The sequence below is a fragment of the Paenibacillus sp. ACRRX genome (assembly GCF_022346885.1).
Lineage (GTDB): Bacteria > Bacillota > Bacilli > Paenibacillales > Paenibacillaceae > Paenibacillus_B.
The window spans coordinates 589,258-611,982 of sequence record NZ_JAKRNK010000002.1 but is presented as its reverse complement, the minus strand read 5'-3'; the positions used below and the strand labels follow the sequence as shown (position 1 = coordinate 611,982).

The following is a 22,725-nucleotide window of genomic DNA, read 5'->3' as shown; positions in this document are numbered from 1 at the left end:
GGGCGAAAGCCTAACCCTTAACGCATACAAGTGAGGTGTCAGCATGGGGTACACTCAGGATGATTTAAAGGCGATGGAAAAGCAGGCACAGGCTACATTTTGGGGTCACTTGGGATGCGAAATAGTCAGTCTGACGGATGAAGAAGCGATCGTACGGATAGCGATAAAACCTCATCATTTAAATATGATGGGAATCGTTCACGGCGGGGTTACGTCCTCCCTGATTGACAATGCGATGGGCTTGATTACAAATGCAGCGCGTCCAGATACGCCGATGGTCACTAGTAATTTAAATTTACATTTTGTAGCGCCCCTAACGGGAGAAGTGCTTGAGGCGCGGGCCCATATTATACACGAAACGACCCGCTCGCTTACATGTTATGCAACGGTAACCGATGAATTTGGCCAGGTTGGCTCGATTGGGACAGGAACATTTCGGGCCAAGCGGAAATAGAACCAAAAATGGTTTTACATATTGGGAAGTTGACTTTTCGGTTTAATTTGTCATAATGACGTTAATCTGCAGCATTTGAACTGACTAAGACATATAGAAGGAGCACATGCCATGAAAGCACTTATTGTTATTGACTACACGGTTGACTTTGTAAATGGCAAGCTGCCATGCGGCGATCCAGCCATAGCGATTGAGAACAGGGTGGCTGCACTTGTGGAACAATTTGTTCAGCATGGGGATGAAGTCGTCATGGCGGTGGACGTTCATGATGAACATGACCCTTATCATCCTGAAACGAAGCTGTTTCCACCGCACAATATTCGAGGAACTTCAGGCAGAGATTTATATGGTAAAGTGATGAATGTGTACGAGACATCTAAGGACCAAATCTATTGGATGGATAAGACACGTTACAGCGCATTTTGCGGTACGGATCTGGATCTCCGGCTTCGTGCGCGAGGTGTATCAGAAGTGCATCTCATTGGGGTATGCACTGACATTTGCGTGCTTCACACGGCAGTAGAAGCCTATAACTTAGGCTACAAGATCGTCGTGCACGAAGACGCTGTAGCTACTTTTAACGGACAAGCCCATGAGTGGGCGCTTCAGCATTTCCGCAACTCACTCGGAGCATTGATTGTGAGTCAAGGCGTAACAACGGTATAATCCATCATATCGATGTTCATCTAGAAGAAAAGAGGATTACAATCATGAATACATCAATGGCCTTACATACGGACAAATATCAAATTAATATGATGTACGCACATTGGAAAAACGGCACGCATAACCAACGGACTGTGTTTGAGGCATTCTTTCGCAAGATGCCGTTCGGCAATGGCTACGCTGTATTTGCCGGTCTGGAGCGTATCATTGAATATATGGAGAATCTCAGTTTTACAGCAGACGATATTGACTACTTAAGCTTACAAGAAGAGCAGTATGACGCAGACTTCTTGGAGGAGCTGCGTGCATTTCGTTTTACCGGTCAGCTGGATGCTGTTAAGGAAGGTACGCTCGTATTTGCGAACGAACCGCTTATCCGCGTAGAAGGAAGAGTGTTCGAGACACAGCTCATCGAGACTGCTTTGCTTAATTTCATGAACTTCCAGACGTTGATTGCCACCAAAGCATCACGAATCAAGCAAGTCGCAAAAGACGACATTTTGATGGAATTTGGAACACGACGCGCCCAGGAAGCAGATGCCTCGTTATGGGGGGCGCGTGCCGCTTATGTTGCAGGATTCCATGCAACTTCCAATATGCTGGCGGGCAAACGGTTCGGCATTCCGACCAAAGGCACACATGCGCATGCGTGGGTGCAAAGTTTCACGAATGAGCTGGACGCGTTTGAAAAATTTGCAGAAGCGCTGCCAAATCAGGTCACTTTATTGGTGGATACGTACGATACGCTGCACAGCGGTATTCCGAATGCGATTCGTGTCGCACAAGAGCTTGAGCGGAAGGGCAAACGCTTACTTGGCATTCGTCTCGATAGCGGGGATTTGGCCTATTTATCCATTGAAGCACGTAAGATGCTGGATGCAGCTGGCTTAACAGATGTCCAGATCGTCGCTTCCAATGATCTGGATGAGAACACCATTTCCGATTTGAAGATGCAGGGTGCCAAGATTAACAGCTGGGGAGTAGGGACACAACTGATCACGGCTTCTGACCAACCAGCGCTTGGTGGTGTGTACAAGCTGGTGGAGAGAGAGATTGATGGTAAGATGGAGCCTACAATTAAGATCTCCGCTAATCCAGAGAAGGTGTCTTACCCTGGCAAGAAGGACGTATACCGTATTATTCATCCGAAAAAGAAAAAGGCGATTGCCGATTACATTTGCTTGGCAACAGAAGACGATGTGGAGCGTCAAGCAAGGCTCAAGCTGTTTGATCCGCTTCATCCTTATATGCACAAGCATGTAGATCATTACTTGTCAGAGCGGTTGCTGCAGCCGATCTATCAACAAGGCAAGCTTGTATATGATCGTCCAACGCTGGCGGAGATCCGCACCTACCATGAGAAGCAATTAAAGCGATTCTGGCCCGAATATTTGAGGAAGACCAACCCGGAGCCTTATCATGTCGATTTTAGCATAGAGGCTTGGAATTTAAAGCGTGATTTAATTGAAGAACACGTTCAGGAGAAAGCGCAGTGGCGGGCTGAGCGTCAAGATCATGATACAGAAGAAGTGCATGACGACGATTTGTGAATGTCGGCATATGAATAGAACAAATAGCAGCTATTTCGCATCCACAGTATAACACGTTTAAGAGCCGAGGTTATGACTAGTGCAGCAAGCAGATCTGTGATCGATGAGCGGTTTGTGACAAAAAGTAAAGCAGAGCAAGCGGGGGATCAGACATGGAGGTTGATAAGGAAATGTGTTTAGGCAGAAACACTTGTCTGAACCAGACTTATCAAATAAGGAAAGTCATTTCAAGAAGTCATCTGTCAATCGTATATGCTGCTCGACATAACGAGAGCAAGCTTACTTATGTGATCAAGGAATTTTTCCCAGACGCATTGGCAAAAAGGGAAATTGATCGTCGTACTGTGAAGTGCAGGCAGTCCGCAGCCTTTACGCAATTTGAGTCATTAAAACGTTCGTTTGATCAAGAAGCGGCATTGTTAAGTGAACTTGAACATCCCAATATCGTGCAACTTATTGACCATTTTGAAGAGAACGGCACTAGCTACGTGGTAACGGAATTTTGCCGTGGTGTAACGATGGATCAGTATTGTGGATCAGATGGCAGCAGGTTAAACTCTGAATTTCTGTCCAATACCATGTTATCGATAATCGACGCGTTAGCGTACATTCATAAGCAGGGGATTATTCATCGCGACTTAAAACCTGATAATGTGGTCATAGGAGAGGATGGGCAAGCCAAACTTATCGATTTTGGCTCTGCTGTACGTATACAATGCGCGGATGCGGGAAAGCCAGAACATGCTATCTTTACATCAACCGGTTATTCACCGCTTGAGCTGTATTCGGAGAGAGCTCAACAAGACAGTCTCGTTGATGTTTATAGTCTGGCGGCAACCCTATATTTTTGCCTTAGCGGCGCAGCTCCTACAGATGTTAAGAAACGTCTGTTTGATGATAGCCTCGTATCCGTTCGAACTAGAAACCGGATCGTGAGTCCAGTGCTGTCAAGTGTCATCCAATGGGGATTGGTTGTCAAGACGAATAAGAGGTGTCCCTCGCTGCACTGGTTCAAAAAAGCGGTGTACCTTGAGGGGCTCATATGGAAAGGCAAAGCACGCTGGCTGCCGTTTAAGGTTGGCAGGAATGTTAATTCCAGTGCTAAGTCTGATCGACAGTGACAATCGTATAAAGAGGGTTTATCGCAAGGAGTTTCTGGCTCTATTCCGAACCTAGAACGGATAGATGAGTACTCGACTTAATGGCTTTATATCGAAGCTCAATTTCTGGTTTACCATCCTCAACTGTAATGGACATTTTGTCATTATAGTTGAGGATTTCTTTGTGTGTAGAACGCTAGTTTTTTTTGCGCTTGCGAGGTATCCACACCAAGAGCCAGATTTGTGCTTGTGATGTGTTGGGTACGTAAAAGAAAATAAGCCCTGCACTTGCCACTTTGTATTCCATAAGCGATACTAAACATAAGTGGCTTGGCTAGTTTTGCTCGAACAAGTAACTTTGGTGCGAACCCCAGGTGCACATGAAATCCCCGGGAGATCCGCACCTCTTGCTGCACAAGGGATTCCGGCATTTTGTCAGTTGATTGTCAGTGAAGTTTGCCTTGTATTTTGGAGACCCGCACTTTTGGGGCTGGGAGCCCTAGTGGGACAAGGGCTTTTTGTACCCGCTGTCGCACTCTATACGAGTGCGTGGATAGAAACAATCAACCCTCACGATGTCCCCTACGTCGACCCAACGTCGCACTCTATACGAGTGCGTGGATAGAAACATTTTTGCAAATGCTACTGGATTTAAGTCAGTAAAATCAAATATTACTAGTGATAATGGCGCAATTATAGTTAATAATTTAGATGAGCTTGCAGCGTTACTTAGTTATTATGCTGATTTGGAGAATAGTGCAAACAATAGTCATCCTCCTATTTCTCCTTTTGCCCCCTCTTCCTATACTACAGTGGTCGAACAAACGATCTGGGGTGATGGACTTGCAGCAGGTGCTAATCTTTCTTGGATTACAGGTGTTGTAAAACTAAAAAAAGATTCTGACACTAACAAAATATTGGAAATAGTGGAAACTGGTAGCTCGTTAGAAGGCTTTCATCCTGGTAACTCGTGGGTACATAATTCAGCTAAAACAAGTTATGGAATTGATTCTAATAAAAAGTCAGGCTGGGCAACAATCGCAGGAACTAGAACGCTTTATGTAATCATTGGTGGTATTGGAAATCTATTCTCGAAGTCTGAATCATATAATATGACTTTTTAACATTTGTTTGTTTTACTTTTCATCAAAACTACCACTTTGCATAAGGCAAGTGGTAGTTTAATACGATGAGAAAAGGAATAGTTCCTGTAATGAATTAAAATTCATCTCCTACATAAAAGGAGGACTTATTACGTATGAATAATGATCATAAAGATCCAAATAATTTTGAAAATCGTTTAAGTACAGTAGAGAAACAATTAAATTCGCAAAACAAAAGATGGAAGCTAATTAAAACATTACTCTTTGTTATTGTCGCATTGCTTTTGTTATTATTTTCAATAGGGGTAGTTCAATTTATATTAGGCGGTTCATAATGTTGCGAATTGAAATGCGTTCACTTGCAACGGTCTTTTGAACTCACTGAAACGAATAGTTCTTTCCATTAATCATTTTGCGTATTTAATTAAGGGGGGGCAATTGCTCCTCTTTTTTCTGTGAAAATCTAAATGCTTGCTTGAACGATCTTCGTCTTAAAAATGGCAATATGCCTGCAAAGTAGTTGTTCCATTAATGCAAATCATCCAAGGACATGACCTCTCCATTAACGGCATGCACACCGAAATGACAGTCCAATTTTCCGCACAATATATACTTTTTCTGGGTCGCATCATAAACATAAACGGGTGACAGCTCAATCAAGTCTTTAAGCTTGGAGAAAGCCTCCTCGTGACTGACCTTAACATCTTCTGCGCTTTCAAATGGATCAAACATATGGAGCAATGTAATGTTGTCCATATGATTTACGACGGCACTACGCTCTGTATCTATGAACAGCAGCAGTTTGCGTTGAAACATATGATTCGTTGTCTTCTTTTTTCGGAGTACCGCTTGAATATACCCTCGATCACGTTGCAAGGCCTTGAGCACCCATTGTCCTGAATCGTCAGGATAAAGCTGTACCATTGCTCTTTTTACTACCGTGATGCATTTCTCTTGCTCCTCCGTTGTGATGGGAAAGGTGTCAGGATGAGGCTCGCGTACAACAGCCTGTTCTACGCTAATGATCTCAGACAAGTTCACGTCTACTCTTTCAAAAGGTTCGGTTTGTATATTTGTAAAATCCCACGCCACGACCTCATCGATAGTTAGGTGAGTTGGGCTGTTTGCTGTGAACTGAAATGGCAAAATCCCCTGTCCATCATTGCTCACATAAATTTCTTCCATTAAATAAAATGGAATGTAACGCTGTTGCTCTTGGGCGGGGTACTCAATCAGCTGCAATTGCTTCTTAGCAAACGATTCTACTTTATGCAGTGACAGCGAATACAACTCCTCTTGTATGCTGGCTGCAGGTGGATATTGACCATATATCGAATACTGCACAAGTTTTCCCATGTGATCGAGATGAACCTCGATTTGCCCAGAAGGAGCGATAGGAATGCCGCCTACACAAATGAAAAATTGGAACCTGTTATCTTTTTGTTGTGATAATTGAAACTGCTTGCCATAGACCAGAGTAGATTCCCTTTCCACCCATCTAATGATTTCATTTAAGCTGAGAGGTGAACAAATAGGCCCATTTGCGTATGACATCCCTTGTACAAAGATGACACTCCTGTATTGACCCGTGTCTAATTGATATTGAATGACAGCAGTCCCTTTCGGGTTTACTCCTTCCTCATCCTGTTCCATCATGTGTGCCGGATACCATTCCATACTGAGACTGTAGATCGTCTCATTAAACTCATTTATGCCTCGATAAAGTTCTTGCTGACCTAAATGATAGTTGTCCAATCCAAATTTGAGTTTGGTGGTCTCTATAATTTCTTTAATTTTATTTTCCATGGTTATCCACCTCGATTTATAGGTCTACAAATACGGCCAATCATTTATCTAATTTTTACTTTTCATTACTGGTTATCCATATGTGCTGTAAATGAGTAAGCTGTACATGAAACGGATTGGATAATTTATGAACCATTTTATACTGTTTCTGTCATAATTAAAAATCGCGTCATGAAGATAGGCTCAGGTTGTAGGTGTATATAATTGATCAATAGAGACAAATGAGGCTGCAGCAGGACCATTATATTTGTCCGAAAAGCGCATGAAACGGCAAAAATATTCGCTTATATCGATATTATGACTATCGCATTAGAGCGAAATACGCTACAATATCTCGTAAAATGGGACAATATCTCTTTTTCATGTTAAAGAATGAAAATCTTCATATTTTCAAAGTGGTATAATTCTCGTATACTGAACGTAAACCTGATCCGAAAGGTAGGTTATATATGTCAGAGGCCGATGTGAAGATCAACTCTTACATTCCGTTTTCGCATCCGTAGCAGCGAATCTGGTAGACAGCATAACGGCATGAAGATGCTGGCATGCATTGTATTATTGGATGGGCAATAGCTGAAAGTAAGTTGGATGAACCGCAGCTAAGAGCTGCCATTTATCAGAGCGTGAGCAACCACTATGATGTGATCAGAGTCGTGGTGCTATTTCACGAAGAGAACAGAATTCCGCACCAGCGTTTTGAACCCTTTAGACGATTTCCAATCCTTACATAAGACTTCACCTCAGACTCATCTCCAGAAGCTGCATCTCACGAATGTTTTCGATTCCGCAACACACATCATGTAAGAGTCTAACCTCAAGTTCAGGCATACCATATTGGCTTATTTTGCATTGAGCCGACAAGAATCGGCGACTACTCCTAATTGCACTACTTGATTGCCGATGGTTGGCTACTATGATGACTGACGGTACATGGAAGCGTTACTTTCAATATGTGCAGCTCAATAATCCATTTCCAGAAGATCACGACGAACCCTATTCACAGTCTACTTCACGCTTGTGTGCCACATACATGGAGCGAGAAGTATATTATTTCTCATCTTTGCCCAAGCAGCGCAATCATCTTTTCTGACGAGTACAATTTTGAACACCGCCGAACTGCCAACACCTATTCGATCTCCTTTTACAGGCTTGAACGTCAGGCGTGAACGATTGCGGATGCACAGATGTGTGTTGTGTCATACCTGACGAGACTTTACTAGGCGATGAATGGTCCTACTTGGAATTCTGTCGGTGGGTGAAGATTAGCGATATCATACCCCAAGTACATTCGCCTACAATACAAATTTCAGGATTAGACAAGACAACGGAATAGCCTTCATCGTGGAAGCCGCCTTTATGCAGACAACTTGCTTATATGATTTACACGTCAGGTTCAACCGGTCTATCCTTCAATTTAACGGTCACATCTCTATTTGTTCCACATCTTACGGTTACGCAGATTCGCTTGCATGACCATGCCGATGATGAATATCCAATTTTACGGGTGATAAGAGAAGGTTTAGCAACTGTAATTTAATATTCCATGTGGAGGTAAGGACAATGACAAAATGGGCAATTTGGTTTCCAGGCCAAGGATCGCAGCAGGTAGGTATGGGAAAGGCATTAACAGAAAAATACACAGAGGCCAGACAAGTATTTGAAGAAGCCAATGACGCATTAGGTTTTGACTTGACCAAGCTTTGCTTTGAAGGACCACTGGATCAGCTTACACGTACCGAATTTGCACAACCGGCTATTTTAGCAACTAGTATTGCATCATATCGAGTATTTCAAAATTATTTCTCAACCGCGCCTGACGTGCTGGCTGGGCACAGCTTGGGGGAATTGTCGGCACTTACAGCCGCAGGCACAATGAGTGTTGCTGATGCGGTTCGCCTCGTCAATCGCCGAGGCCAGCTCATGCAGGAAGCAGCAGTTAGCGGAGGGGCTATGGCTGCAATTCAAGGCTTGGAGGCACAGCAGGTCGACAAGGTATGTACCCAATGTTCAAATGAAAGCGGTACGGTTGTTGTTTCAAACTATAACAATCGTTCCCAAACGGTAATTTCGGGGGAATCTCAAGCTGTAGAACGGGCAATGTCCCAACTAGAAGCTTTGGGCGGAATTGCGATTCCCTTAAAGGTAAGCGCACCGTTCCATAGTCCTTATATGGAACAGGCATCGTTGAAGTTCCAATCCGAGCTGCAGGCGATCTCGTTTAAATCGCTTGCTGTTCCAGTACTATCTAACGTAACAGCCAAGCCATATGTCTCGGAGGCAGAGATCATCCCGCTGCTGACTCGGCAGATGACGTCAGCGGTGCAATGGCAGGCGATGATGGATTGGATGAAAGCAGAAGGAGTTGCGTATGCCGTCGAGATGGCTCCAAACCAAGTATTGACTCAGCTTGCGGCACGAGGCGGCATGCCATTTAAAACATATACATACAATCAGCCAAAAGAGTGGGAACAAGTACCGGCTGATTTACGAAACGCCATGCCAGCAGTCACTGCTGAGCATCCTTCTGGCGAGGATGTACACATCGTAAACGAGAAAGCCAAAAAATTTGTAATTCGAGCGCTTGCGATCGCTGTATGCACCAAAAATAGCAATTGGAACGATGATGAGTATCGTCGAGGAGTAATCGAACCTTACCGTGAAGTTCAACAAATTCAAGAGGAACTGGATCGAACGGGTGCTATTCCTACTCGGGATCAGATGGACAGGGCACTCCATATGCTTTGTTCAGTATTTGAAACCAAACGAACACCTGATCAAGAGCGAGATGAGCGGTTCGAGCAGCTGTTTGACGAGACGGATACAAAGCCGTTGTTTACGGTATGGAATTGGAGACAAGCTGTCTTAAGCTGAGCAGAGTAGGGGCTGAGTGTCCATACACCCGAAGACGGAAACCAAGGCTGAACGGGGGAGTTTGCTCCCCTCTTCAGAACGGGAAATCTGCTGGCGGGGAACGAGCACGTCTATATCAATCAAGTCATCATCCAGGTGCGCGGGCAATGAGATGAAGCGAAGGTTAGGCAGGCTGCTGCTTAGTTGGTGAGGCTGCACGCTGCATTACGGATGATTTTTGTCACCGAGCGGGTGGATCGCTTATGGCCTATGCAAACTTTTTATCATGGCGATGCCAAGCTGATCCGCAAGTCTGAAAAAGGAACGGAGACGATCTCTTGTTCGGTTGTCTTAATGGATAAAACAAGGGATTCCATTTGCAGAAGTCGAACATTATACGGTAAAGAAAGTGCATCGATTTAATAGGGAAGCTATAGTAGACAAAGAAGGCGTATCAGATGCGCTGGATAGTTAGCTGCTGGAGAAATTTCACTTGAAGATATGGAGCAGATCATATGGTAGCATATTCCGATCAAACCGCAGGAATAAAACAGGTTAATGCGGAATGCCAACATGGCAAATATTTGCCGGTGTCCGGGAAGAAACCGATAGTATGGTTCATTCGAGTACAGCCTGATCGCTATGAGCTGCAGCAAGGCGAGCAGGCAAATAAATGGAAAAGCAGGCTGCCTCTTTCTGAGTACTGTCGTGTGCTTTCTTATCGAATACACGCTGATCGAGTCCGATGCTTGGTTGGGTATTTGGCTGTTCGCCTGCTAACTGCTAAGATGACAGAAATAAAACCAGTTGATCAGCCTTGGAGCAGGACCCCGTATGGAAAATTGAGCTGGGGCTTTAATAAAGCAGGTCAACAGCAGATAAATCTTGATTCTGCAGAGGAAGAGGAAGATACGCTCGATCCTGACGATGTTAAGCACTCGTGGCATGTAAATCTGTCACACTCTGGTGATTGGATTGGGGTGATTGGGCATATAGAGCCAGTAGGCATCGATATTGAGGAGCGAGGACGCATCTCATATGACATAGCAGAGAGATGGTTCCATCCGGCTGAGGCAGAGCGGATTCAACAAGCGCTTGATCAGCAGGCTGCACTGGGTGACTGGTGGACGCTTAAAGAAAGTTATGTCAAGTGGGACGGCAGGGGGTTGTCTTACGGACTGAATCAGTTTGCTATTCTACCGCAGCAGCAAGTGCAAGCTGTTCCGTTGGAGCTGCAAACAAGGATGGACGTAGAGCCATTTTTGTGGCGTGAAGCAGGATGCTTTAAAGGTGATCAGCTGGAGCAAGATGAGCGTGTTAAGCTGCAGTATGGCAGTATAGCTGCAAATTACAGCGCATCGATATGCATGTCAAGCAACTCGCCTTCGCCTTTCGTGTGCATGTTAACGGACGAGATGCTCATCGAGATGTGGGAAGAGTATATGACACAGGAAAGGGGACGTCTATGAGTGAAATTAAAGTTAGACTGTGCTGCCTTCCCTATGCGGGGGCGTCTGCATCTGTCTATATGCGGTGGAAACGCCAATTGCCAAGTTATATCGAGTTAATCCCGCTTGAACTCGCTGCGCGAGGAAGAAGATTTGGAGAAGCACCATACTCTTCTGTTGAAGATGCCGTCAGTGATATAGATCTTATGATGCAAAATATTTTGTCAGACGATAAGCCCGTTATCCTATTTGGCCACAGTATGGGTGCTTTGTTGAGCTACGAATGGCTGCGGCGGCAGCACGAGAACAAGGGGCGACTCCCAGAACGTGCGATTTTGTCGGCTCGCTCTGCTCCTCAATTCGTTAAGATGGAGGAGTCGATTGTTGGTTTACCGGACGGACCCTTTATTGAGAAAGTGGCCGATTATGGTGCGGCAGATGCTTCTGTCCTAAGTCTACCTGAAATGCGGGATGTTTTTGTGCCCATATTACGGGCTGACTTTGCTATAATTGAACGCCACACGCAACAAAGGATCGAAAGCAAGAAAGTAGCGGACAAGATCCCCGTGCCTGTCCAGGTATGGTACGGCGAGGACGATAATTCATTACGCGGCGAGATGGAAGGCTGGAAAAATTGGTTCCAGCACGATTTTCAGGTAGATTGCTTCCCGGGGAACCATTTTTATATTGTTGAGCATGAGGAGTTAGTTGTCAGTAGGCTTGCGGCCTGCTGTTACTCGATAATGCAGGAGCAACTGCAGGTATAGAGTAAGAGTTATGGAACAGGTAAAGCAATATATTAAGCAATTCGCCTCGCTTGCATGCGCGCTGCCGGATTAACACCTGTGGATGGTCGATGAAGTGAATATATATTTACCCTTGGGGGGTATATATAAGATGATTGAGCTTTGATGAAGAATTATCTCGTGTTTTGCCAAAAGAAGCCGCCTTCATCGATCCGGTTTAACCAAGCCAGACGGAGAAGCTCAGGTGCGCAGCAGTGAACGTTTGGTGCATTTTTGCTGAATGGGACTAAGAACTACGAATTCAGTTACACCGACAATTAATCAACAGTCTTACATGAATACATGTACAAATATACACATAATTATGAACCATAACAGCCCCTGTCAGGAGGTTCGCAGAACCAGCCAAGACAAGGGCTGTTTATGGTTAATCGTTGCGGCTGTACAGTTTACAATTAAACATGCTCCGGGAATATGCTTTTAATGGCTTGTTTCATAACCGTAGCGGAATGTTCGAACTTCAGCTGTTCATTCGGTGTGAGCTTGAGCTCGATAATATCCCGAATGCCTTCTCGTCCGATAACAGCAGGTACACCGATATAAAGATCGTTTAGACCGTACTGGCCATCCATCCGAGCAGACACAGACAAGATGCTGTTCTCGTTGCGCAGCACCGCTTTGGTCAGGCGGGCCAGACCCATCGCGATCCCATAGTAGGTAGCACCTTTACGCTCGATTATATGATAGGCAGCATCCCGCACATTTACAAAGATTTCATCCAATTTCTCTTGTGAAGGATAACCATGGGTGGCTTGGAAATCTTCAAGCGGCATGCCTCCAACGTTCACATGACTCCAGATCGGCAATTCTGTATCGCCATGCTCTCCCATGATGACAGCATGGACGCTGCTCGGATCGACTTTAAGTTCGTTGCTGAGCAGAGAGCGAAGACGCGCGCTATCCAATATTGTGCCTGAACCGATCACACGGTTGGCAGGCAAGCCGGAGTACTTCCATGTTGCATAGGTAAGGACGTCGACCGGATTCGTGGCTACGATAAAGATTCCATCAAAGCCGCTCGCCATAACAGCGTCAATAATTTTTTTGAAAATAGCAGCATTTTTTCCGACAAGATCAAGTCTCGTCTCACCGGGAGCCTGATTGGCACCGGCTGTGATCACGACGATATCCGCATCTTTGCAATCACTGTAGTCGCCTGCCCAAATACGCATATTACTGGCAAATGGAATGCCATGGTTCAAATCCATTGCGTCGCCTTCTGCTTTTTTATGATTGAGATCGATAATAACAAATTCAGAAGCAACACCTTGATTGAGCATCGCAAAGGCATAACTCGCACCTACAAATCCAGAACCGATCAGGGCTACACGGGATACTTTTCCAGCGGGTTTCATAACAAACACTCCTTACATTCTTGGTGTGATCATATGTGATGTGAATCATATGTATCTAGTAAAATTTTAACCATTATACAGACAGTTTGGCAAATGTTAATCATAAATGGGCTTTATATCGGTTAAAATACCCATTTTAAGAAAAAATCATACCCGAGATAAAAATCACTTGAATAGGGGTGGGGGGTATGTTAATATGAATTCAAGAAGGAGGTTGTCGCTATGAATGAACACGATGTCCCGCATCATACACCAGACGACGGTAACTGTTGTTCCGATGATCATGAATCACATTGCGGAACGGGTGAACGCAGAAGCCATCATTCGGATGAGACGAAGAAGAAGCTTGTACATCGTTTGAACCGAATTGAAGGCCAGATCAGAGGTGTTAAAGCAATGATCGAACGGGATACGTACTGCGATGACGTTCTGCATCAGATCGCATCTGTTCAGTCAGCTCTGAATTCTGTGGGGCGCTTGCTGCTGGAAGGACACATGAAGAGCTGCGTGGTTGAACGCATACAGGCGGGAGAACATGAAGTGCTGGATGAGCTGCTGTTGACGATGAACAAGTTGATGAAGTAAACCATAATCTGAAGGAGGACGTCCAATATGACAAACGTTACATGGAATGTAGAAGGTATGACTTGTGGACATTGCAAGCAAGCAGTAGAGAAAGCGGTAGCGAATGCAGGAGCACAAGCAGAGGTGAATTTGGCGGATAAGCAAGTGACGATTACGTATGACGAAGAGAAAGTTACTCCGGAAGTATTGCGTGAAGCTATTGAAGATCAAGGTTACGATATTGTATAAGTAGACATGAAGTGCGCGTGACTGCTGGATCTGCCGGAATCGTGGTATAGCTGCTACGCTATCGGCACCAGCACTCACGCAGCAGCCTTATTCCTAACAACGTCTTCTAAGATGACGGGTAGGAATATTATTTTACCCTATAATATAGGGTGTGGGGGTATACCGAAGAGGAGCTGATACACCATGAATCATGAGGAACGGACATTTCAGATTGAAGGCATGACATGCGCAGCATGCTCGACTCGAATTGAGAAGGGCTTGAAGCGAATGAATGGCATGGAGAATGCATCTGTCAATCTCGCAATAGAACAAGCGACAGTGAAATATAACAGCGACACCATCAAATGGGAAGATGTTGTTCATAAAGTTGAACAATTAGGATATCAGGTTCCTAAAATGACGTATGAGCTGCAGATTGAGGGGATGACCTGTGCAGCCTGTGCGACCCGGATCGAGAAGGGTCTGTCAAGACTCAAGGGAGTTGAGCAGGCTGCGGTGAATCTGGCGACGGAAACGGCCCATATAGAAGCAAGCGGTGCAACATTGGATGATATCGTTGGCAAAGTGGATTCATTAGGCTACAAAGCGTATAAGAAGCAAGAGAGCCTGGAACAAGAGCAGTCACCAATTAATCGGAGCGCGCAGCAGCTAAAGACAACATTTATGATATCAGCAGTGTTATCGTTTCCGTTATTGTGGGCAATGGTGTCCCATTTTAGCTTCACCTCCTGGATATGGCTGCCTGAATTCCTAATGAACCCGTGGGTACAAATGGTTTTAGCTGCACCTGTGCAGTTTATTATCGGTTCGCGTTTCTATCGGGGGGCTTGGAAAGCACTGCGTAATAGCAGTGCGAACATGGATGTACTCGTATCTCTTGGGACTACAGCTGCGTATTTATACAGTGTGTATTTGGCCTGGCAGTGGCAGACAGGTGCCCTTCATCATGCAGAGATGTATTTCGAGACAAGTGCCGTATTGATTACACTGATTCTGCTTGGCAAATGGTTTGAGGCGTCCGCTAAGGGGCGTTCTTCACAAGCTATTCGTGCTCTAATGGGCTTACGGGCAAAGACGGCTACTGTTATACGTGATGGAGCTGACGTTGAAGTGCCTGTCGACCAAGTAAAGGTTGGAGAACTGCTTCGTGTACGCCCAGGCGATAAGATTCCAGTGGATGGTGAAGTGGTATCTGGAACGTCCACGATTGATGAGTCTATGCTCACAGGAGAGAGCATACCAGTAGATAAACAACAGGGTGATCAAGTGTACGGCGCTACGGTAAATGCACACGGATCACTTGTCATACGGGCAACACAAGTTGGCAGCGGCACGGCGCTGGCACAGATCGTTCGTATCGTCGAGGAAGCGCAAGGTTCTAAGGCGCCGATTCAGCGCGTTGCTGACCGGATATCCGCCATATTTGTTCCGATTGTAGTTGGCATTGCAGTATTAACATTTGTTTTGAGTTATTTTCTACTCGAACCGGAACAGTTTGGAACAGCATTAGAGCGTATGATTGCGGTTCTTGTGATCGCTTGTCCTTGTGCGCTCGGTTTGGCTACGCCAACTTCAATCATGGCGGGAACGGGCCGTTCGGCGGAATTTGGCATCCTTTTCCGGGGCGGGGAGCATTTAGAGACCGCTTACCGTGTAAATACAATTGTTTTGGATAAGACGGGAACGGTGACAGAAGGACAGCCTGCACTCACAGACTTTGTAGTTACGGGACAATTCGAAGAAATGATGGTAAAACGGATGGTGCTGGCGGCGGAGCGTCGTTCGGAGCACCCGTTGGCTAAAGCGATCGTCGAAGGGCTGCAGTCGCAGGTTGAGGCTGAGGAGCCCGAGACGTTCCAAGCGATTCCGGGATATGGTATTGAGGCATCAATCGAAGGCCATGAAGTTCTGATTGGAACGCGTCGTCTGCTTGCCAAACATGAGATTGATTATAGTCCTGTTGAAACGGATATGCAGAAGATGGAGTTGGACGGTAAAAGCGCCATGCTAATTGCAGTCAACGGGAAGTTGGCAGGTATCGTTGCTGCTGCTGACCGCGTGAAGCCGACTTCCCAAGCAGCCATCGCCCGTCTGCACGAGCAAGGATTGCATGTTGTTATGCTAACAGGTGACAACCAGCGAACAGCAGAAGCGATCGCGAAGGAAGTCGGCGTTGATCAGGTGTTCGCTGAGGTGCTGCCAGAGCAAAAAGCAGAATATGTGCGTCAGTTCCAGCAAGAAGGTCGGGTCGTTGGGATGGTCGGCGACGGCATTAACGACGCGCCAGCACTTGCCTCGGCGGATATCGGGTTTGCGATTGGTACGGGTACTGACGTAGCAATGGAGACGGCTGGCGTGACGCTAATGCGTGGCGACCTGAATGGTATTGCCGATGCGATGGATATGAGCCGTAGAACCATGCGTAATATTAAACAGAATTTATTCTGGGCGTTGTTCTACAACTCTGTTGGCATACCGGTTGCAGCACTTGGCCTATTAGCGCCATGGCTGGCAGGCGCGGCAATGGCTTTCAGTTCGGTATCGGTTGTGCTTAATGCGCTGCGCCTGCAACGGGTGAAAATGCAGCAAAATAATTAAAGCTTGTAATACAAAGAAGCAGAATCAATGCGCTGAGCATAGGCGCTGCTTCTTTTCTTAAATTTGGTAATAGATAATAGGGTATGAGTAGGCAATTTGGACATAACATGTTATGATCATTGTTACAGAAGTTCATCGCAAATACATCAGGATGAGCTAATAGAAGATGATAGAGGAGGAAGTCATATGCAATTGCGGGTAACCTCTGAAGCTGTACAACGTTTTCAATCTGAATGGGGATTTGTAGCTGGCGATAGCGTACGTGTCTTTGTCCGATACAGTGGATTCAGCGCGACAGGACCCTACTCATTTGGTATTATGAAGGATAGTCCGCGATATCCGGCTGTGACGGTGCAGTTGAACGGCATCACATTTTACATGGAGCAGAATGATATCTGGTTCTTGGAGAATGAGCAGCTGACAATTGACGAGCGGAACGAAGAAATAGTCTTTGTTCGGGAAGGCTAGTTGATCTTACTGGAAATTGGCGGTCGTTATATTCAATGAAGCGATGTATGGTTCGTATAACCGGCACATAGCTAAATTATATTCGTGCAACTACACTTGGATACCTTCGCCTTTATTAATAAAGTGCACCCCTTAGAATACACATTGGAACAACCCTTAGGGTATCCAATGATTCTAGGGGGTGCATTTTTGTGGCCAATAAGGGCCGAACAATTAAACGTTTACACATGTGAAGAAGGCGGAGGCCATAGCAACAAATTTTGAATGAGTATATTAATTTTGAATGAATATATTAAGAGGAGACATTTACAAATGGCTGTGCATATTGTAGAGGGTGATTTATTAAAAGCAACAGAAGATATCATTGGGCATCAAGTTAATTGTCAGGGTGTAATGGGATCAGGTATCGCCAAGTCGCTGAGGGCAGCCTATTCTAACCTCTATCCCATGTATAAAGATTTCTGCTCCAAACACCAGAGCCCGTCTCAATTGCTTGGCAAGTGTCAGATCATTAATACTGGATCGAATGAAGTAGCCAATCTATATGGGCAATTAAACTATGGAAGACAAAAAACAGTGTATACTAATTATGAAGCTCTTAAAGCTGCCCTAGAAACATTAAGAGATTACGCAGTACTAAATAATTTAAGTGTAGCTTTGCCTTATAACATTGGTTGCGGGTTGGCAAATGGGGATTGGGACGCAGTAAGTAGCATTTTAAGTGAAGTGTTTATGGAATATGAAGTCACTTTGTATAGGTTTAAATGACTATAAAGATAGATTATTAAATTTATACTTGCATGAGTACAGGAGGTTGACACATGGCAAAGGCAAAAGTACCAAAACGACCTACACGTGATGAATTTGTACTAGAGGAACTTGGTAATCAGATAACAGAAGCCTATCAAGAAGAATCTATTGTTGTCCTTACAGTATGGGGATGGGATGAGGGAGTGAAAGGACAGATTGTCCAATTGGACTCTCGTACAGGTAAAGTACATGTAAATCAAGAAGGTGCAACGATTAAGGTTCCGTTTATGGATATTATGAGTCTGGATTATCCAAGAGACTAAGTCTGAATCCAATGTGCGATCAGGTCGGATAGTGGAAAATGATAGAATGATCGTTGAATAGTGGCTTGAGCTAAAAATCAGTGTTATGGGAGCTGATTCGTTGAACAACATAAGCAAAGCTATTATACTCGCTACAAAAGCTCACGATGGACAAGTGGACAAAGGTGGTAATCCCTACATACTGCATCCGCTTCGTGTCATGTTGAAAATGAAAAGCGAGGAAGAAAAAATTGTAGCGGTTCTGCATGATGTTTTAGAGGATACCGAGCTCAATAGCAAAGAATTACTTGAGCTCGGATTATCCGAAGATACAGTATTTGCAATTGAATGTCTGACTAGACATAAAGATGAATCGTATATCGAGTTCATTCAGCGTTTGAAATCTGTTCCCGTTGCTAGAAGCGTTAAGATTGCAGATATTATGGATAACATGAACTTATCAAGAATTGAGTCGCCGACTGAACAAGATTATATAAGAAATTTGAAATATCAAAAAGCGCTAGACGAGCTGCTGTCAGATTAAATCAAAGCTATTAACAACTCCTTGTGCTGCATAACGTACTTATCGCTCAAACTGCAATGCAACATACGCCCTGTTATTACTTAGTTTTTTTGTTAAGGGTGCGGTAGCGGATGCCCCTAGTTAAATTTGCAAGCCTGCTGACGGCTATAAGTATTTTTAGTTATGGGGCTTGGTGAAGATGAATAAAATGAAATGGATTTTGGGAAGACGGATCAGCCCAAGACGCGAGAAAATTTTGTTTATTTGATTAATTTAATTGTATTTACCTCTATTCCGATAAATACACTAGATAATAAAAGCTTGTCATTTGTTCATGCAGCAGATATAATCAGGACAATTGGTTACGATAACCAACGCAATTGAATAGATGAGAACAGGTGCTTTGGGTAACGTCAAAGCTTAATAGGGAAGTCGGTGCAATACCGACGCGGTCCCGCCACTGTAACAGCTGAGATGCAGCTAACTATGCCACTGGTCTTGATGATCGGGAAGGCAGTTGACATCGATGAGGTTGAAGCCAGGAGACCTGCCCGTTCTGACGACACTGCATAACCTACGGGAGATAGGGAGGTGTTACGTGAACACGGATGTTCCTTCATAAGGCTTGATGGCTGGCATAGAACCAGACCGAGGAGAGCTTTATGTATCGCGGATAATCTTGGTGTTTAACTGCTGTCATATGCGTATAATACGCAAGACTGCATTCGTCTGACGTAAGCAGATAGAATGTAAGAGGTAGTTGAATTCAAGGAGCTATACGCACATCTGATGTTGTTCTTTGACATGACGTTTACGGGCATTGCTATCTTTGTATGCAAAGATAGCAATGCCCTTTTTTGTGTTTTCGAAGACGTAACGACGTAATGACGTAACAGCAAATTATAATTTGACATTCAATTTGGGGAGGCTGCAACAATGGGTCAATTAAACACTAGTGTCATCGGATATCCTCGTATCGGGTACAATCGTGAATGGAAAAAAGCATTGGAACAATATTGGGGAGGCAAAACTTCTTCTGCACAATTGGAAACGGAGTTAAACCGTATTGAAGCAGAGCGTCTTACGACGTTGGTTGACGCCAAGCTGTCTTATGTTCCTGTGCAAGATTATACGTGGTACGATCACGTACTGGATACTGCAGTTATGTTTGATATTATCCCTGAACGTTTCCGTCATGAGTTTGCCGATCAGTTGGACACATTGAAGTCATCACAAAGTGATGCTGCTGGTACACCCCAAGCGATAATAGATGTTACATTTGGCATGGCGCGCGGTACTGCACAATCAACTGCATGCGAGATGACAAAATGGTTTAATACCAACTATCATTACATCGTTCCAGAATGGGAAGGCCGTGCACCTGAACTGTTGTATAACCATCCGGTAGCAGCAGTACGCCGTGCGAAGCAGGCGGGAAGTGTGGACGTGTCCGTATGGAAGCCAGTCCTCGTCGGACCTTATACATTTGTTCGCTTAATGAAAGGAATTGCTGCGGCCGATCGTGCTGCTGTCGCAAAACAGTTTGCTGTCGTATATGGCGAAGTGCTTGTTGCTCTTGCTGCTGAAGGGGTTACAAATGTTCAGTTGGATGAACCGGGATTCGTGCTGCCGATGAATAAAGAAGAATGGGTAGCCGTCAAAGAGATATACACATATCTTCGTGCACAGTCTCCATCCCTCTCCATTTGGGTGCAAACTTACTTTGAAAGCGTATCTGACTATGAATCGTTTGTAGAGCTGCCTGTTGACGTACTTGGTCTCGATCTTGTACATGGGAAAGCGCGTAACCTGGAGGCAATTCAAAAACTTGGATTCCCTGCTGATAAGCGCATTGCTCTTGGCGTCATCGATGGACGCAACATTTGGAAGACCGATCTTGCCGCAGTGACAGAGCTGTTGACACAATATGTGAAGCCTCAAGTACCAGCTGAACGTTGGATCGTGCAGCCGTCCTGCAGCTTGCTGCATGTTCCATTGACGTTAAGCAGCGAGACTGAGCTTCCAGAATATGTACGTACGATCTTAACCGGAGCGGATGAGAAGCTGGTTGAACTCGAACTTCTGGCCCAGCATCTCGCGAATCCTACGGCGGACACGGAAGCTGGTATCGCTGCCAGTGCGCAAGCTGTTGCTGAATGGCGCAGCTTGCCAGAACGCAACCGCCCGCAGGTGAAAGAAGAATTATTACGGATTCAGTCGTCTGAGGAAGCGTGGACACGTGTTCCGTTCTCCGAACGTCTGGCATTACATCAAGCTCGCTGGTCCAACCTCCCGCTGCTGCCTACAACTTCAATCGGGAGTTTGCCGCAGACAGCTGAAGTTCGTAAAGCTCGCTTAAAGTTCCGCAAAGGCGAGTGGAGTGAGGCTGCATACACAGCGTATTTGCAAGCCGAAATGAAACGGTGGATTGATATTCAAGAACAAATTGGTATCGATGTGCTTGTTCATGGTGAATTTGAACGTACAGATATGGTAGAGTACTTTGGTGAGAAGTTGGAAGGGTTCGTATTTACCAAGAACGGTTGGGTGCAATCTTACGGTTCGCGCTGCGTGAAGCCGCCTGTATTGTACGGGGATGTAGCATTTGTGGAAGCGATGACGGTCGTCGAGACGGAATATGCCCAATCCCTTACCAGCAAACCGGTAAAAGGAATGTTAACAGGACCAGTGACCATCTTAAATTGGTCGTTCGTACGCGATGATATTTCACGTGAGGAAGCAGCCTACCAATTGTCATGGGCGCTTCGTCAAGAGATTCAAGCTTTGGAAGAAGCGGGCATTGGCATGATTCAGGTCGATGAGCCAGCGGTCAAAGAGGGTATGCCGCTGCATCCAGATGACAAGCAAGGATACCGTGAATGGACGGTTAAAGCGTTCCGCCTGACGACAAGTGGCGTAAAACCGGAGACGCAGGTGCATACACATATGTGTTACTGTGATTTCTCGGATATGGTCGACTTGATCCGGGAAATGGATGCAGATGTCATCTCCGTAGAGACAGCACGCAGCGGAGGAGACATCGTAGAAGTATTCGCTAAGCATCAATATGAGCTGGGCATCGGGCTTGGTGTCTATGATATTCACAGTCCGCGCATACCTGCTACAGCAGAAATGGCTTCCTTTATCGAATCGGTACTACAAGTGATGCCTGCACGTACCTTCTGGATTAATCCAGACTGCGGTTTGAAGACTAGAAATGAGCAGGAAACGATCGCTGCATTGTCCAATATGGTTAAAGCAGCGCAGCAAGCTCGTGAACATTTAACAACCAAAAACACCTAATTAATAAGCTAGAATTAACTTAACGCCGTGTTGCGTACGCTGCAATAGACAACAATCCTAATGATGGAATGAGGGACTCGTGTGTCTATAATTGTGCAGCGTATGCGGACACGGCTTTATTACGTTATTACACATATATTGTTTTTATAATTTAAATCTAAATATATGGAATTAGACAATAAAGGCTCTCAAGACAGCTAATTTGTGCTATAATATAATTGTAAGCGGATACAACATAGCGGTTTAATTATTTACTTTCTATAGTAATGCCGTATTGAGAGGAGTGTTCAGACATGAAATGGCTGACTAACTGGTACCGCAGCGTCGTTAAAGCGAAAAATAAAAATTATGAGTATGAAGAAGTAGTGGTCACTTTGAAAGATGTAAAGCGTGCCATGTTAGCTTGGGAACATGATATGCCTGAGCAGATGATACGTACACAATTATTACGTGAAGACCAGAGTATCGATTTATATCGATTGCGTCGTTATCTGGGCGGGATCTCCAATCAGAAGTTCTATATGTCCCGTTTCACGTATCAAATATTTGAAGAACAAGACAAGCATATTCCTCGTTATTTGGACATGGTACAAGCTGCGGTTGATGACTACATGGATGAGAATACCCAGTTGCCTGTCGTTAACGGGACAAGGAACCGTCAGGTTCACTATGATAAATTAATTCAAGGACACTATTTAAATGAATTACCTAACATTCCACTGTATGTAACAACAGAGGAGTTTTTGTTGACACACGATTCCGACTGGCATCAAAGCTATGTCAATTAAGTTGTTTTCAATTTATAAAGCAGGCCATTAATGGCCTGCTTT

Annotated in this window: 21 protein-coding genes and 1 riboswitch; of the genes, 19 read left to right on the top strand and 2 right to left on the bottom strand. The window is 44.9% G+C overall.

The features are described from left to right. The first annotated feature begins 43 nt into the window (after nucleotides 1–43). The 6 genes from MH117_RS08200 (at nucleotide 44) to MH117_RS08175 (ending at nucleotide 5,208) form a co-directional block, all read left to right on the top strand. Nucleotides 44–454 carry a PaaI family thioesterase gene (locus MH117_RS08200; protein ID WP_239328194.1) on the top strand — a complete coding sequence of 137 codons (411 nt, stop codon included), beginning with the start codon at nucleotides 44–46 and terminating at the stop codon, nucleotides 452–454. 111 nt (nucleotides 455–565) lie between these two features. Further along, the gene (locus MH117_RS08195; RefSeq protein WP_239328193.1) at nucleotides 566–1,120 is read left to right on the top strand and encodes a cysteine hydrolase family protein; all 555 of its coding nucleotides are present in this window, start codon (nucleotides 566–568) and stop codon (nucleotides 1,118–1,120) included. Between the two features lie 44 nt (nucleotides 1,121–1,164). Then, nucleotides 1,165–2,670, top strand: a complete 1,506-nt coding sequence (locus tag MH117_RS08190; protein WP_239328192.1) for a nicotinate phosphoribosyltransferase — start codon at nucleotides 1,165–1,167, stop codon at nucleotides 2,668–2,670. A 152-nt stretch (nucleotides 2,671–2,822) separates the two neighbouring features. Continuing rightward, the gene (locus MH117_RS08185; protein WP_239328191.1) at nucleotides 2,823–3,791 is read left to right on the top strand and encodes a serine/threonine protein kinase; all 969 of its coding nucleotides are present in this window, start codon (nucleotides 2,823–2,825) and stop codon (nucleotides 3,789–3,791) included. 596 nt (nucleotides 3,792–4,387) lie between these two features. Continuing rightward, nucleotides 4,388–4,894 carry a hypothetical protein gene (locus tag MH117_RS08180; protein ID WP_239328190.1) on the top strand — a complete coding sequence of 169 codons (507 nt, stop codon included), beginning with the start codon at nucleotides 4,388–4,390 and terminating at the stop codon, nucleotides 4,892–4,894. 134 nt (nucleotides 4,895–5,028) lie between these two features. Beyond that, nucleotides 5,029–5,208 (top strand): hypothetical protein, encoded by a 180-nt coding sequence (locus MH117_RS08175; RefSeq protein WP_239328189.1) that lies wholly within the window; start codon nucleotides 5,029–5,031, stop codon nucleotides 5,206–5,208. A 193-nt stretch (nucleotides 5,209–5,401) separates the two neighbouring features. On the opposite strand, the gene MH117_RS08170 is transcribed toward MH117_RS08175, so the two are convergent. Then, on the bottom strand, nucleotides 5,402–6,679 hold the full coding sequence (locus MH117_RS08170) for a hypothetical protein (RefSeq protein WP_239328188.1): 1,278 nt from the start codon (nucleotides 6,677–6,679) through the stop codon (nucleotides 5,402–5,404). A gap of 1,560 nt (nucleotides 6,680–8,239) precedes the next feature. Here MH117_RS08170 and fabD point away from each other — a divergent pair. From fabD to MH117_RS08150, 4 genes are all read left to right on the top strand, one after another. Then, entirely contained in the window at nucleotides 8,240–9,550 is a 1,311-nt protein-coding gene (gene fabD / locus MH117_RS08165) for an ACP S-malonyltransferase (protein ID WP_239328187.1), read from the top strand. A 186-nt stretch (nucleotides 9,551–9,736) separates the two neighbouring features. Further along, a complete protein-coding gene (locus MH117_RS08160; protein ID WP_239328186.1) occupies nucleotides 9,737–9,952 on the top strand; it encodes a hypothetical protein in 216 nt (71 codons plus the stop codon). 92 nt (nucleotides 9,953–10,044) lie between these two features. Next, complete coding sequence (locus MH117_RS08155) at nucleotides 10,045–10,998, top strand: 4'-phosphopantetheinyl transferase family protein (protein WP_239328185.1); 954 nt, start codon at nucleotides 10,045–10,047, stop codon at nucleotides 10,996–10,998. Continuing rightward, on the top strand, nucleotides 10,995–11,744 hold the full coding sequence (locus MH117_RS08150; RefSeq protein WP_239328184.1) for a thioesterase II family protein: 750 nt from the start codon (nucleotides 10,995–10,997) through the stop codon (nucleotides 11,742–11,744). The genes MH117_RS08155 and MH117_RS08150 overlap by 4 nt, the downstream gene beginning before the upstream one ends. Before the next feature lie 434 nt (nucleotides 11,745–12,178). On the opposite strand, the gene MH117_RS08145 is transcribed toward MH117_RS08150, so the two are convergent. Next, a complete protein-coding gene (locus MH117_RS08145; RefSeq protein WP_239328183.1) occupies nucleotides 12,179–13,138 on the bottom strand; it encodes an L-lactate dehydrogenase in 960 nt (319 codons plus the stop codon). 222 nt (nucleotides 13,139–13,360) lie between these two features. On the opposite strand from MH117_RS08145, the gene MH117_RS08140 reads away from it, so the two are divergent. The 9 genes from MH117_RS08140 to MH117_RS08100 all read left to right on the top strand — a co-directional run bounded on the left by MH117_RS08140 (nucleotide 13,361) and on the right by MH117_RS08100 (nucleotide 22,683). Beyond that, a complete protein-coding gene (locus tag MH117_RS08140) occupies nucleotides 13,361–13,723 on the top strand; it encodes a metal-sensitive transcriptional regulator (protein WP_239328182.1) in 363 nt (120 codons plus the stop codon). A 27-nt stretch (nucleotides 13,724–13,750) separates the two neighbouring features. Further along, nucleotides 13,751–13,951 carry a cation transporter gene (locus tag MH117_RS08135; protein ID WP_239328181.1) on the top strand — a complete coding sequence of 67 codons (201 nt, stop codon included), beginning with the start codon at nucleotides 13,751–13,753 and terminating at the stop codon, nucleotides 13,949–13,951. A gap of 183 nt (nucleotides 13,952–14,134) precedes the next feature. Next, the gene (locus MH117_RS08130) at nucleotides 14,135–16,549 is read left to right on the top strand and encodes a heavy metal translocating P-type ATPase (protein WP_239328180.1); all 2,415 of its coding nucleotides are present in this window, start codon (nucleotides 14,135–14,137) and stop codon (nucleotides 16,547–16,549) included. Between the two features lie 186 nt (nucleotides 16,550–16,735). Then, complete coding sequence (locus tag MH117_RS08125) at nucleotides 16,736–17,017, top strand: HesB/YadR/YfhF family protein (RefSeq protein ID WP_239328179.1); 282 nt, start codon at nucleotides 16,736–16,738, stop codon at nucleotides 17,015–17,017. A gap of 312 nt (nucleotides 17,018–17,329) precedes the next feature. After that, entirely contained in the window at nucleotides 17,330–17,785 is a 456-nt protein-coding gene (locus tag MH117_RS08120; RefSeq protein ID WP_239328178.1) for a macro domain-containing protein, read from the top strand. Between the two features lie 53 nt (nucleotides 17,786–17,838). Beyond that, on the top strand, nucleotides 17,839–18,090 hold the full coding sequence (locus MH117_RS08115; RefSeq protein ID WP_239328177.1) for a YolD-like family protein: 252 nt from the start codon (nucleotides 17,839–17,841) through the stop codon (nucleotides 18,088–18,090). Between the two features lie 100 nt (nucleotides 18,091–18,190). Further along, nucleotides 18,191–18,613, top strand: a complete 423-nt coding sequence (locus MH117_RS08110) for a GTP pyrophosphokinase (protein ID WP_239328176.1) — start codon at nucleotides 18,191–18,193, stop codon at nucleotides 18,611–18,613. Between the two features lie 358 nt (nucleotides 18,614–18,971). Continuing rightward, nucleotides 18,972–19,161: riboswitch (cobalamin riboswitch) on the top strand. A 367-nt stretch (nucleotides 19,162–19,528) separates the two neighbouring features. Continuing rightward, nucleotides 19,529–21,895, top strand: a complete 2,367-nt coding sequence (metE, locus tag MH117_RS08105; protein ID WP_239328175.1) for a 5-methyltetrahydropteroyltriglutamate--homocysteine S-methyltransferase — start codon at nucleotides 19,529–19,531, stop codon at nucleotides 21,893–21,895. A 293-nt stretch (nucleotides 21,896–22,188) separates the two neighbouring features. Further along, nucleotides 22,189–22,683: a DUF3939 domain-containing protein gene (locus MH117_RS08100; RefSeq protein ID WP_239328174.1), complete on the top strand. Its 495-nt coding sequence runs from the start codon at nucleotides 22,189–22,191 to the stop codon at nucleotides 22,681–22,683. Nucleotides 22,684–22,725: the final 42 nt, after the last annotated feature.